This is a genomic window from Paenibacillus hemerocallicola (assembly GCF_006265175.1).
Classification (GTDB): Bacteria; Bacillota; Bacilli; order Paenibacillales; family NBRC-103111; genus Paenibacillus_AB; species Paenibacillus_AB hemerocallicola.
This window is the reverse complement of sequence record NZ_VDCQ01000011.1, coordinates 1-13,157: the sequence shown is the minus strand read 5'-3', so window position 1 is coordinate 13,157 and position 13,157 is coordinate 1. Positions and strand designations below refer to the sequence as shown.

Annotated in this window: 12 protein-coding genes; 1 reads left to right on the top strand and 11 read right to left on the bottom strand. The window is 56.9% G+C overall.

The window, feature by feature from the left end; translation table 11 throughout:
* Window positions 1-32 precede the first annotated feature (32 nt).
* Entirely contained in the window at window positions 33-581 is a 549-nt protein-coding gene (locus FE784_RS10055) for a YhcN/YlaJ family sporulation lipoprotein (RefSeq protein ID WP_139602069.1), read from the top strand.
* A 48-nt stretch (window positions 582-629) separates the two neighbouring features.
* Here FE784_RS10055 and FE784_RS10050 read toward each other — a convergent pair whose 3' ends face one another.
* The 11 genes from FE784_RS10050 to FE784_RS10000 all read right to left on the bottom strand — a co-directional run bounded on the left by FE784_RS10050 (window position 630) and on the right by FE784_RS10000 (window position 12,883).
* Window positions 630-1,082 (bottom strand): pyridoxamine 5'-phosphate oxidase family protein, encoded by a 453-nt coding sequence (locus FE784_RS10050; protein ID WP_139602068.1) that lies wholly within the window; start codon window positions 1,080-1,082, stop codon window positions 630-632.
* Between the two features lie 103 nt (window positions 1,083-1,185).
* A complete protein-coding gene (locus FE784_RS10045) occupies window positions 1,186-2,166 on the bottom strand; it encodes an LCP family protein (protein ID WP_139602067.1) in 981 nt (326 codons plus the stop codon).
* 16 nt (window positions 2,167-2,182) lie between these two features.
* Complete coding sequence (locus FE784_RS10040; protein WP_139602066.1) at window positions 2,183-2,455, bottom strand: hypothetical protein; 273 nt, start codon at window positions 2,453-2,455, stop codon at window positions 2,183-2,185.
* Between the two features lies 1 nt (window position 2,456).
* Window positions 2,457-2,903, bottom strand: coding sequence for a hypothetical protein (locus FE784_RS10035; RefSeq protein ID WP_139602065.1), 447 nt, complete (start codon window positions 2,901-2,903; stop codon window positions 2,457-2,459).
* 83 nt (window positions 2,904-2,986) lie between these two features.
* On the bottom strand, window positions 2,987-3,340 hold the full coding sequence (locus FE784_RS10030; RefSeq protein WP_139602064.1) for a YlaH-like family protein: 354 nt from the start codon (window positions 3,338-3,340) through the stop codon (window positions 2,987-2,989).
* 48 nt (window positions 3,341-3,388) lie between these two features.
* Window positions 3,389-5,230, bottom strand: a complete 1,842-nt coding sequence (typA, locus tag FE784_RS10025) for a translational GTPase TypA (RefSeq protein WP_139602194.1) — start codon at window positions 5,228-5,230, stop codon at window positions 3,389-3,391.
* A 248-nt stretch (window positions 5,231-5,478) separates the two neighbouring features.
* Window positions 5,479-5,961, bottom strand: a complete 483-nt coding sequence (locus FE784_RS10020; protein WP_139602063.1) for a LiaF transmembrane domain-containing protein — start codon at window positions 5,959-5,961, stop codon at window positions 5,479-5,481.
* Between the two features lie 180 nt (window positions 5,962-6,141).
* Entirely contained in the window at window positions 6,142-8,997 is a 2,856-nt protein-coding gene (locus FE784_RS10015) for a VWA domain-containing protein (RefSeq protein WP_139602062.1), read from the bottom strand.
* Entirely contained in the window at window positions 8,981-10,918 is a 1,938-nt protein-coding gene (locus FE784_RS10010; protein ID WP_139602061.1) for a vWA domain-containing protein, read from the bottom strand. The genes FE784_RS10015 and FE784_RS10010 overlap by 17 nt, the downstream gene beginning before the upstream one ends.
* 76 nt (window positions 10,919-10,994) lie before the next feature.
* A complete protein-coding gene (locus FE784_RS10005) occupies window positions 10,995-11,897 on the bottom strand; it encodes a DUF58 domain-containing protein (RefSeq protein WP_139602060.1) in 903 nt (300 codons plus the stop codon).
* The gene (locus tag FE784_RS10000) at window positions 11,894-12,883 is read right to left on the bottom strand and encodes an AAA family ATPase (RefSeq protein ID WP_139602059.1); all 990 of its coding nucleotides are present in this window, start codon (window positions 12,881-12,883) and stop codon (window positions 11,894-11,896) included. The genes FE784_RS10005 and FE784_RS10000 overlap by 4 nt, the downstream gene beginning before the upstream one ends.
* Between the last annotated feature and the right edge of the window lie 274 nt (window positions 12,884-13,157).

Genomic DNA, 13,157 nt, shown 5'->3' with positions numbered 1-13,157 from the left:
GGCGAATTCAGGTACAGATAGGAGCGATTCAGATGCGAAAAGTTGTTGTCCTCGCGCTGGCGATTGCGATCATGGGCGGCTGCAGTCGTGCACCGCGCAATGAAGCTTCCCCCTCTCCGGATGGGCAAAGCGGAATCAAAGTGCAGCAGACGGTACCGGAAAAACCGGAAATCCGCAACAAGAAGGAAGTAACCGAAAGGCTCGAAGGGCTTGCGGCAAGTATCCCCCAAGTAAGAAGCGCGAGATGCGTCGTTATCGGCAATACGGCCATCGTCGGCATCAATGTCGATCCCGAGCTCGAACGCAGCCGCGTCGACGTGATCAAGTATTCCGTCTCCGAGGCTCTGCGCAAAGATCCGTACGGCGTTCATGCGTTCGTTACGGCCGACATCGACATGGCGGGACGGATCGCGGAAATCCGCGAAGATATTCGTCAAGGGCGTCCGATCGCCGGATTTGCGGAAGAGCTGGCCGATATGCTGGGCCGCATCGTGCCGCAAATTCCGAAAGACATTACGCCGCAAGGCAATCCGCCGGCCAAAACAGACAATGCCGATCAGATGGGCGGCAAACAGCTGTAACAGCGGCCCATGCGCCGAAAAAGACACAAAAGCCCGGTTCCAATGGAACTAGGCTTTTTTCATTGCGGCAAAAACTTGTCCGTCCAGCTTCTCCGCCGCACGCTTGTCGTACGTTTTCTCGTATTCGGGCTCGACGGATATGCGGGAGCCGTAGAACATCGCATCCCGAACCGCCTCGACGCGCACGTCGAAGCATGCCAGCTTGAATGGAACGCCTTCGAGGGCGTCCGTCACTACGGAGGCATTGCCGTACACGGCATTCACTTTGCCCTCTCCGAAAAACGTGAGCGTAACTTGCGGATGAGCTTTGACATTGACCACGATACGGGATCTTTGGTCGATCGCAAACCGGATGTTCGTCTCGCTGTCGGCGTAAACCCACGAAATGGCGCTTACGCTCGGAAATCCGCTTTCCGCATCGACGGTGGCGAGAAGTACGAGCTTCTCTTTCTGCAGCTGGGACAATTGTTGCTCCGACAAAGCGGTAATCGTTTCGGCCATACATTCATCCTCCTGAAGTGCGGCTTGCTTCCAGTATAGCATAAGGCGCAGCCTGTCAGCCATAGCCGATTGTGCGGACGGATCAGGCGTGGGAAGCTTGACATTATTTGAGCTGTTTCTGCAAGGCGGCCTGCGCTGTCTTCAATTCGTCCGGGCGGACGATTATATAGGGACTGTGCCATTCGCCTTCCAGATGAACATAGTTTATTTTATCGCGATCGATGCCCATATATGTCCGAATGAAGCTTTTGATCTGCGAGGACGGGATATCGGTCTCGACGTTTTTCCCCGCGGCTTCGATTACGGCTCCGAGCTTGAGCAATCCGTCGAACGATTTCAGCTTGCCGATCATTTCGCCGATGACGTGCTGCTGGCGCTCATTGCGTTCGATATCGTTGGAGTCTGCGGCATTTTGACAGTTGCCCTTCCGGTAACGGACGAAGTCGAGCGTCTCGCTTCCGCTCAGAAGATGGGTGCCTTTCGTAAGCCGGATCGCCGTTCCGTCCTGCTTGTCCGTGTAGCACATGTTCATATCGACGTCGAGCGTCAGACCGCCGAGCTCGTCCACGACCTCCTCGAACCCTTTGAAATCGATTCTGGCCACGTAGTCGATCGTGACGTTCAAATATTTGCCGAACAACGTCTTCGTCTTGGCGTCGGCCGTTTTCTTGTCGTTGTGAAGGAACGCCGCATAGTACGAATTCGCTTTGCCTTGCGAGTAGCCGCTTAACTTGACGAGCGTGTCCCTCGGAATCGAGACGACGGATGCCGTTTTGCGCTGCGGATTGAGCGAGGCGACCATAATGACGTCGGTGTTCAGGCTTGCGCTCTTCGGTCTCGTATCGACCCCGAGCAGCAGCACCGTGACCGGATTGGCATTTACCGGATTCGTAACCGGCGCCGCATCGGAAGCGCCAGCGTGATCGAGCGCGGAATCGATTTTGAAATACAAGTAAGCGGCATATCCGATTGCGGCGATCAAGATCAGAATAACGATAAAAAGCAATGCTTTCAGCAGCGGCCGTTTATTTTTGCTGCTGCGGCGGCGGCGGGACTGCGGCGGCGTCACAGGGGCGGACGGCATCGGAGAATCACCACCTTCAGTTGTATTTCGGGTTGGCGTTAATGTCGCTCAGCAGCTGCTCCGCATGCTCCTTGTCGTACATTTGCATCTTCGTCTTGCCTTCCTGCTCGTAACGGACGTGAACCATCGTATCGTCGGTCTTTGCTATATGTACATGTCCAAGCTTATGGTCGTCCCGCAATATTTCCGCAAAAAACGATTCGGTCTCCTTCGCTGCATTGTCGTCCGGTCTGGCATCGGCGACAAGTCGGATTTGCACCCAATTGAACAAGGCATCCTCCAGCTTCATGTTACGGTTCCTCCTTAAGCAATGTGACGCTCCATCCCCGTCCGAGCCATTGGCGAATGGCGTCCAGCCAGGAGCGGGCCGCTTTCGGCGCACGGCCGGAAGCAAGCGCGGCTTCGATCGCTTCCAGCCACTCGTCTGCCTGCTCTTGCGAGCCGGACTGTTTGTCCAGCAACGCTTCGGCGCAGCCGGACAAACGCAAAGGATCCCCGTCGAATACGATATCCCCCGGGGATGATAAAGAAAATAAGCCTTCATCGGCTCCGCAAACGCCGTCTTCCTCATCCGCCGGAAGCAAGTGTGCCTTGAAGGGGAGCAGCAGCGGGGGACGAACGCGGACCGCCGCTTGCAAAAAATCCGAAAGGTCTTGTTCGGGGGCGCATATAAACCTGTCGCCGCCCAGCGTAAACGGATTCCGGTTGGTTACCGGAGCCAGCCAATATCGGGCCATCCATATGCCTCCCCTCTGGCAGACGCACCGACGGATAAGAGGAAATACGCGGAGTTCACTCCGAATCCCCCGTTGAGCCGTGCTTACTGCATTTGCGAGTTTTCCGTTTGTCCCGGCTTCGTGTCGACTTCGGTCGCCTTTTCAGCCGCCTGGACGTTCGCCCCTTTTTTGCGGGCTTCCCGATCGAGCTGCCAATACCGGATCCGGACCGTCAGCATGAGCGCTACCGCCACGCCGAGACTGATCACGATCGGCAGCTTCAGGTCGAGCTGAAACAGCCACAATATGCCCGCACCGACCGCCATCGTGAAGTAGATGACCGCATCCTTCAGAAGCGGAAGCTTTCGCATGCGGAATACTTTGTTATAAACATATACGAGAAAGACGAAAATCAGAATATACGTGATCAAAGGATGATTTTCGAGCCACTGCTGCACCTGCAATGCGCCTCCTTTGCCCGAACGGGCCGAATGGCCGAACGAACGTTATACGTTCGATTCGGCCACTTTACGGGTTTTTTCCGATCTCTCCCGTTCACTTTTATTCAATATTTTTTTGCGGAGACGGATCGACTTCGGCGTTACTTCGCAATATTCGTCGTCATTCAAATATTCGAGCGCTTGCTCGAGCGAGAAGATGCGAGGTGTTTTCATTCTTACCGTGTCGTCTTTGCTGGCAGCCCGCACGTTCGTCATTTGCTTCTCTTTGCACACGTTGACGACAAGATCCGTATCCCGGGTATGCTCGCCGATAATCATTCCTTCGTACACATCGATGCCCGGGTGCATGAACAAGGTGCCTCGGTCTTCAATGGACAACATGCCGTAAGCCGTGGCCACGCCCGTTTCGAAAGAAATGAGCACGCCTTGATGACGTCCGCCGAGATTGGCTCCGGCATAAGGCCCGTAGCTATCGAATGCATGGTTCATGACGCCATACCCGCGCGTCAGCGTCAGGAAATAAGTGCTATAGCCGATCAGGCCGCGCGCCGGAATGAGAAATTCCAGACGTACCGTTCCCGTTCCGTTGTTGATCATGTTGACCATTTCCGCTTTGCGCATTCCAAGACTTTCCATAACCGCGCCCATGCTGTCCTCCGGCACGTCTATGAGCAGCCGTTCGATCGGCTCCATTCGGACTCCGTCGATTTCCTTGATGATGACTTCCGGTTTGGATACTTGGAGTTCAAAGCCTTCTCTGCGCATATTTTCGATCAAAATGCCGAGATGCAGCTCGCCGCGTCCCGAAACGATGAATGCGTCCGGGCTGTCCGTTTCGTCAACCCGCAGCGAAACATCCGTTTCCAATTCTTTAAACAGCCGTTCGCGCAGCTTGCGGGACGTTACCCACTTGCCTTCTTTGCCCGCAAACGGGCTGTTGTTGACAACGAACGTCATCTGCAAGGTCGGTTCGTCGATTTTCAATACCGGCAGCGCCTCCGGTTTTGCCGGGTCGGCAATCGTTTCTCCGATGTTGATATCCTTAATGCCCGACAGCGCTACGATGTCGCCGGCGCCGGCCTGCTCGATCTCGATCCGTTTCAAGCCTTGGAAGCCGAACAGCTTCTCGATGCGCGCTTGCTTCACAGCGCCTTCGCGCGTCATGACCGCTACGGATTGGCCTTGTTGAATGATTCCCCGGTTAATCCGTCCTATTGCGATACGACCCAAATAATCGTTATAGTCCATCAACGTTACGAGAAACTGGAGCGGCAGAGTCGGATCTTCCGTCGGATGCGGAATATGGTTGACGATCGTCTCGTACAGCGTCTCCATATCGCTTTCCTGCTGATCCGGGTTTAAACTTGAAGTGCCTTGAAGCGCGGAAGCATACACAACCGGAAAATCGAGCTGCTCGTCATTGGCCCCGAGCTCGATAAACAAATCCAGTACTTCATCGACTACTTCCGACGGACGAGCGTTCGGGCGGTCAATTTTGTTCAACACGACGATCGGCGTCAAATTTTGCTCGAGCGCTTTGCGCAGCACGAATTTCGTCTGCGGCATGCAGCCTTCGAAGGCGTCGACTACGAGCAGAACGCCGTCGACCATTTTCATGATCCGTTCCACTTCTCCGCCGAAGTCGGCATGTCCCGGCGTATCGACGATATTGATGAAATAGTCTTTATACGTTATAGCGGTGTTTTTGGCCAAAATGGTAATGCCGCGCTCGCGCTCCAAATCGTTGGAATCCATGGCGCGTTCCTGCACCGTCTCGTTGTCGCGGTACGTGCCGGACTGTTGAAGCAGTTTGTCGACGAGCGTAGTTTTGCCGTGGTCGACGTGAGCGATAATGGCGATGTTGCGTATTTTGTCTCTTGCGTGCATAAAGTCTGTGTTCATCCTTTCTTTTCCCCAAAAAGTGTAGTAATTGGTTACGAAGCCGATTCCGGTACTTTCCGGAGAAACCCGGAATTATCCCATAAACCGAAGCGATGCTTCGACATTGATTCCGCAATCATGAAATAAGCGTCGGACTATGGCGCCGACGCTTGACACACTATAAATTATATCGATTATGGCGTGAAAATGCAAGAAAACGGGCTTGCAAACTTTTTCATGAATACAAACGCCGCTCACCAGGAGCGGCGTTTGTTGAAAATCATATAAGCTCCGACGATGATCAGAACGAATGCGATAAAATAGATGCCTACCGTAAACAGGATCGTCATACTGAAGCAAACGCCTGATACGACGGCCAAAATGACGGCCGCTACCAATGTCCCGCGCGGGCTGTACTTATCGAACAAATAAAATTCGTACAAGCCGACGGCAACGGCAAAAATGAATCCGGGCCATAAGTAAGCCATCAAGTTCCAGCTGAAAATCGTACAAAGGAAAAATATGATCGAATTCGTCACGAGGATGCCTCCCGGAATGAGCACACCCGACGGCAATACGCGGCTGAAGTATAAGGCATGAAGCAATAGACCGGGAGCCAGGACGAATACGGGCCAAAATACATCCCAAAAAAATCCGAACACGCCCAGCTTGCCGAGCAGCAGGACGACGCCGACTGCTACGATGATGAGGCCTATGGAGTAGCGATTGTTGGTCAAATGGCTTTCCCTCCCGTTAATACGATGGAGACGCGGCTCATCCGCAAGCTCCTTGCCTACATTGTAACGAAAACAGACAAAAAATGCTAGTATTCGCGGAAAACAGGTGTTCGCCAGCTCTCAATCGGCCGAAAGCTCCACATATCGAACGCTTACTCCCGCAGCATGTCGAACAAACGATTACCGGCCCCGCCGCTTCTTGGCGGCGAGCAGCCGGTTCAGCCGGTCGTCTTGGCCGGAGGGCGCTTCGCCGTCGCTCTCGGGAGACGCGGAGCGCCCGAAGGCAGCGGGTGCCGGAGGCGCCGGAGCGCCGACGGGGTGCGGCGGGTCCGCGGCCGCTCGCGTGACGGCGGACGATGCCGGCGGCGGAGTAGCGGCGGGCGGCTGCCCGCGGCCCGCGACGCGGGAGCGGAGCCGCTCGAGCGTGGCGGAGCCGGCGTCGCCGACAGGCGAACGGCGACCGCCGCGCAAGGGCGCGAGCGCGGCGGCGAGCCTGTGCCACGGCACGTGGAGGCGGCGGACGGCGATGTCCGCGAGCCAGAGCGCGAGCGCGCAGACGAGCAACGCGCGAGTCAGCTCGCGGACGCGCTTCTTCGGCACGGTGTCGCCGCCGAATGCGTCCCCGGGCTTATCGAGCGCGAGGACGCGGCCTCCCGTGAGCTCCGCCAGCTGCCTCAGCTTCTGCTCGCCGTCGTCCGCCCCGATCCGGTATTCGGGCGAATACGGGATTACGAAGCCGGTCGTTACTCCGCCTTTTGCCGTATCGCCTTCGCCGCCAACCGGTGCTATGTTCGTCAAATAAACGCCTGGCTTCATGATGTCCAGTTGGCCGGTATATTCGCCGGGCATTGTCGGCTCGAGCGTCACTTCCGTTTGGTTCAAGTCCTCGTCGGTTACGATCGCCTTCAAATCGCCCTCGAAGCCGCTATCGCCGCTTCGTACGTCAAGCGTCGCCGAGCTCCCGCTCAATCGGCTCGTCAGCTCGAGCGGCGACGACTGGTATTGCGGAAACGTCCATTTGACGATCCGGCTGAATACGTCCTTGAACCGGTCCCACGAGGTCCAGTCTCCCGACCATTTCCCGGACAGGTCGCTGGTCCATGCGACCGCTTTGCCCGCCCCGTACTGCCATCTGGCGAGAAGTGGATCGGGCTCGTGACTCGTCAGCGCCACTTCGGCCGTCTCTTTGGGCGTCGTCGCGATATAAGCGTTGATCCGGGGAACTCCCGAGACAAACATTTCATTCCATTCCGCCGCCTGGCCGATCGCCGGCACGAACGGCTGGTCCACGATATAGGTGCGCGATATCAATATCGCTTCCCTGCTGAAAATGGCCGGGACCGTGCTTTGGTCGTTCGTGAAGTAATATCTTCCTTTGGCCAATTGCGCGAGTCTCTCCAAGAGCTGAGTATCCGCGCCGTCCCCGATCGCCACGGACGACAGCGTAATATTGTCCTTCGTCATATTGGCGGCCAGCGTCTCATAGCTTTGGTTGGTCGAGGATTGTCCGTCCGTAAGCAATATAATATGTTTGCGTTGGGCATCTACATTGCGCAGCTTGGCATATGCCTGGTCGACGGCTGAATAAATTTCCGTCCCGCCGTCGGCCGTTATCGAGTTGACTTGCTCCGTCACCTTTTTCGGGTCTTTCATCAGTTGCGGCTCAACGACCCACCAGGGGGAAGAATCGAAGGCGAGCACGCCGATCGTATCTTTTTCCCGCATCAATTGAATCGTGCGCGACGCCGCTTCCTGCGCCAGCTGAATTTTATCACCCGCCATACTGCCCGATTTGTCGATTACAAGCATAAGCGCAAGGGAAGGAATTTCCCGTTTGCCGCGCAAATCCATATAAACCGGCAGCGCCCGTTCGATCGGCGTCTTGAAATAGCCCCCCAACCCGAAGCTGTCTTCTCCTCCGGTCATGACGAGACCGGCTCCGTAATCCCGGACCGCCTGCTCGATCATCAGCATTTGCTTCTCCGACAGGCGGGTGGCCGCTACGTTGGCCAGCACGATCGAATCGTAGGCCGAGTAGTCGGTCATTTCCTTCGGAAGAAGCTCCGGGACGACGAGATCGTAAGGAATAAGGCCGGAATCGAGAACGCCCGACAAATTTAGGGCCGCTCCCTCGCTTCCTTCCACGAGCAATACTTTTGGTGGGCCGGATACGCGACTGAACGCGTAGGCGGCGTTGTTCGCCGATACTTCGTCCCCGTTGGCGTACAGCTCCGCGCGGTACCGGTGCAGCCCCTGCTCCTTGGCCAATCCCCGCAGCGCGTACCGGTTTTGGCCTTTTTCCAGCGTCACCTGCTGACTCGAGATTTCGCGGTTGTCTTCATATATCCGGAGCTCGGCCGTCGTGGCAAAGGTGCTGGACACGGTCACCTCGAGCGCGTACTGCTCCGCCTGGTACAGCTTCTCCGGCAAACCGAGAGCGTCCACCGATGCGTCTTTGCGTTCCTTCGACGGCAGAGGCAGAACATCGACCGGGATACCCTTGTCCCGCAGCAGCTTGCCCTGACGGAGCATGTCGCCGACATTTTCCCGACCGTCCGACATCAGCACGATACGCGGCGAAGCGTCTGCCGGCAACAGCGTTTCAGCCAGCTGCAAAGCTTCATCCAGCCGGGTAAACTGCGTATTCACCTTGCTGCTGAACGAGAAGGATTGAATGTCGGAGCCGTCGGGATTTTTCTCGATAGCCGCATCCAATCCGGCCGAAATGACGCCGGCCGCATCGTCCTCCGATTTGGCCGCGGCGGTCTGGCGGATCCAAGATTCGATTCCCGCGTCGTCGGTCATGCTATCCGATCGGTCCGCGACAAATACAATAGCCTTCCTCTCGATCGTGACATAGCTCTGCAGGCCCGAAAGCGACAAAATGAGCAGCAGCAGGATCAAGCAGCGAAGTCCGACGGCTATCCTTTTGCGCCAACCGGATAGCCTGGAAGCGGTTCTCCATATCCATGCGACGTATACCGCCGCCGGTACGAGCAGCAGCAGCACGATAGCCGATTCAAACTGAAGTCCCACGACGGTATACCCCCCATTCCCATACGAGTACCGCGAGTATCAATACAACGATCCATCGCCATAGGGCGAGCGGAGCACCCCGCTCTTCCCCGGTTTGCGCCGATTCCCCGGCATCCCCGGACGCTGCGGATGTGTGCGTAAAGCGAAGCTCGCTTTGGCCCGGACCCGATTCCCGCGAATCTGCGGCCGCGCCGAGCCATCGCACCCGGATCGTTTTGCCGGACTCGTCTTGTTCCTCCAGCCTGTAAAGCCCCGGCAGCGAAGGCACCGTCTGCATAGAAGCGATCATGCCGGACGACTTCTCCGCTTCGGAATCCGTATGACCGCTTTCAGCGCTGATCCATTTCGCGGAAAAGGCGTCCGGCGACATCGCGATCTCTTTGCGTTCACCCGCGACGGCTTTTCCCAAGCTCCCGCCTTGTGCGGCGGTCAACCAACCGAGAGCGTTTTGCACGAGCACCGGAAATTCGGAACGTAGAGGCAAGTCGCTCTGCTGAAGCGAAAACGCGATCAGCAGCCGAGGCTGGCCGTTCTCGGCCCCGGCGTAGATGAGCGGTACGTCTTTAGCCGAAACGATCGGCTTGCCCCAATCGACCTTGCCCGGCTGGTATACGTTGGCGACGTGCGTGTCCTGAAGCTTCACATAGCGGGAGACCGGATGCTCTTCGATCGAATACGTCCCTGCCGGAACCGCGGTCTCCTTCCCCTCGTATCCGGAGCGGATGTACCATACCGGCTTGGAGGAGAGCCATTTCCCCCATTCCGCCGAGGCAAGAACCGGATCCGCCACGGAATCGACGACGACGACATCGGGGCTGTTGTCCGCTTTTTGCGACCGGATCCAGGCCGCCGCGCCGTCGGGCGACAATTGGGTCACTTCCGCCCCTGCCAGCTGCAGCGCCTTCTCCAAAAACAGATTGCCGCTTCCTACAAGCAATACTTTTTTCGGACGGTCTCCTTCCAAAAAGGCATAGGATACATTGTCCATGAGCAGCGAATCTCCGCGGCCGATATCGAGCTTGTACCAATCCGCCGAGGCGAGCCGCTCGAAATAGACGGATGCTTGCTTGCCCGGCTCTACCGCGACGGTCCTGACGTCGGCCAACTCGCCGCCGGCGTACAACGAAACCTCGATTTGCTTCGGCGTGTCTCCCCAGTTTTTGACCGACGCGACTGCCGTGACCGTTCCTCCGGCATCCCGGGCGCTTTTCACGCCGAATTGGGATACGCTCACATTTCCGCTGCTCGCTGCTCCATCCGCCGCTTCCACCCGTTCCACGGTAACCGGGACGGCAAAGGACAGGTCGGACACCGGCTCGGCGAATTGCCCGTCCGTGAACAGCCTGATTTCCGAGTCCGGGTCGCTTCGCGTCATTGCGGCGGCGAGGGACATCGCTTCCTTGTACGCCGTTTTTCCATAAGCGGGCTGTATCGGATCCAGCGCAGCGCGAAGTTTGTCCGGAGAGGATTCGCGAGACAGCAGCACCTCTGCTTGCTCGCCCATCGTCAGCAGCGTAATGGCGCTGTCCGGAGCTTCGTCCTTCGCCCAGTCCGCAATCATCCGCTTCGCCCGCTCGAATCGGCTTTCCGTCGCTCCGTCCGGCGCTAGGATACTCGCCGTCATGCTCGCCGAACGGTCGAGCACAATGACGACATGGGCTTTCGCCGACCGCTGCGACCACATCCAAGGCTGCATTAAAGCCAGCACGAGCAGTGCCGCCGCGAGCAGTTGAATGATCATAAGCAACCGATTGCGCAGCTTCTGCCACGGCCGGTTCGCTTCCATATCTTTCAGTACGCGGTTCCAGAGCATATGGCTTGATACCCGCGTGTCCACATATTTGCGCTTGAACAAATACAACAGCACGATGGCCGGAAGCGATAGGCCAAACCAAAGGCTCGGGAGCGAATCGAAATGCATGACCAACACCTCCTCGCAAACGTTTCACTGGCCGCCCTTTTTTTCGTTACGCGTAAAGCATGATGGACTAGCTTGTTTATTGAAGCACCCCGGTTTGGCGCATTGTCGTAGCGATCCATTCGAGAACGGGCACATTCGTCGGCGCCATAGCATAGGCAATGCCTCTTTCATGACAGAAGGCACGCAGTCCGACCGTGTATGCATCCAGAGCTTCTTTGTACGCTTTCAGCACTTTGCCGGACATCGCCACTTCCTTGCCGGCCCCCGTCTCGACATCGACCAGCCGCAAATCTCCATTGTAAGCCGGATTTAGTTCTTCCGGCGACAGCACTTGAACGACTACGACTTCCTGCCTCGCGGCGAGCAATACGTTCAACGTTTCCGATACCCCGGTTTCGTATAAAAAGTCGGAAAAAATCCATGTCATGCCGGGCTGTCTCGGAAGTGCCCCCGGCTGGGCCAGCGCCTTCTCCATATCTCCCGCCGCGACGGGTTCGGCTTCCTCCAAAAAACGGAACAGCCGCCGTGCCGATGCCTTGCCCCGCATGACCGGCAGAACGGACGTAATGCGATCCCCGAAAATACCCGCGCCTACCCGGTCATAGCCGGCCAGAGCCATATACCCGATGCTTGCGGCCAGCTTTTTCGCATGATCGAGCTTGGTCGAACCGCCGGCCGTTTCTCCCCCGGTATTCATCGAGGCCGATACGTCGACCCACAGTCTCACCTGGAGCTCTCGTTCGTCATGGAACAGTTTGACGAAAGGCTTTCCGCTTCTCCCATAAGCGTTCCAATCGATTTGTCGGATATCGTCGCCGGGAGCGTACAGCCGGTAATCGGCGAAATCGAGCGAAGCTCCCGTCTGCCTTGATTTCCGCTTGCCCTGCATCGTTCCGCGAATGCGGTTTTTCGCCGCGACGGACATCCGTTCCAGACGAAGCAGCGTTGCCGTATCGAGCGCCAGACGGTCGCCGCTCATCGACTTCTCTCCATGGCAGCCAGTATGTCACGCAATATTTCGTCGGTGGACATCCCGGTTGCCTGGCCTTCGAAATTGAGGAAAATACGGTGCCGCAGTGCGGGAATCGCCACCTGCTCCACATCGTGGAACGATACGTTCAGACGCCCGGCGCAGAAGGCGCGCACTTTGGCAAGCGATACGATCGCCTGAATGCCGCGCGGACCCGAGCCGAACTGGACGTAGCGCTTAACCGATTCCGGGGCGTCCGGCTCGGCGGGATGCGTGGACATGAGCAACCCGATCGCATAATCGAGTACGTCGTCGGCGACAAGAATCTGCTTCGCCGTTTCTTGGATTCGTGCAATCGCTTCTCCGTCCGCCGCTTTGGAAGCCTGAATAGTCGTTGGCGCCGTCGTGCGCAGTACGATTTCCTTCAATTCCTCTTTCGTCGGGTAAGTGACCAGTATTTTCACGAGAAACCGGTCCAGCTGCGCCTCCGGAAGCGGGTACGTGCCTTCGTTTTCAAGCGGATTTTGCGTCGCCAATACGAAAAAAGGCTTAGGAAGCACATGCGTTTCCGCCCCGACGGTAACCGTCTTCTCTTGCATCGCCTCCAGCAGCGCGCTTTGCGTTTTCGGAGTCGCCCGATTGATTTCGTCCGCCAGAACGAGATGACCGAACAACGGTCCTCGCTGGAACCGGTATGACGTCTCCCCTTGGCCGCCGAACTGGATAATGTTCGTTCCGGTAATATCGGCCGGCATCAGGTCCGGCGTGAACTGGATGCGCGAGAAGCTGAGGTCTACCGTGTCCGCTATCGTTTTCACGAGCATCGTCTTCCCAAGTCCGGGAATCCCTTCTAGCAGCGCATGCCCGCCCGCGAACAAACACCATAGCATCTGCTCGACGATATCCTTTTGGCCTACGATAACTCGGCCGATCTGCTCGCGGATTGCCGCTACGACGGCAAGCTGCTCCTCCAGCTGCTCTTTGGACTCGATCATGAAAATCCCTCCTCTGCATGCTGCACCGCAACAAATACTAGCCTCTTGCTGAACGGCAAATTCCTCCGTCTAATTGTAGGAAATTGGAATAATTCACGATTAACCTGCAAGTACAATAAAATCCGGTTCACTAGTCGCCGAATCCTCGCGTCCGGCAAGAGGTTAGCGAAATCAGGTCTACTAATAGCGAAGCTTGGTTACTCTACCTATCGCGAAACTATGACGAGGCACAGAAGCTGGCGGGTTTAACGCTCAAATCGACGCTATTTCGGCG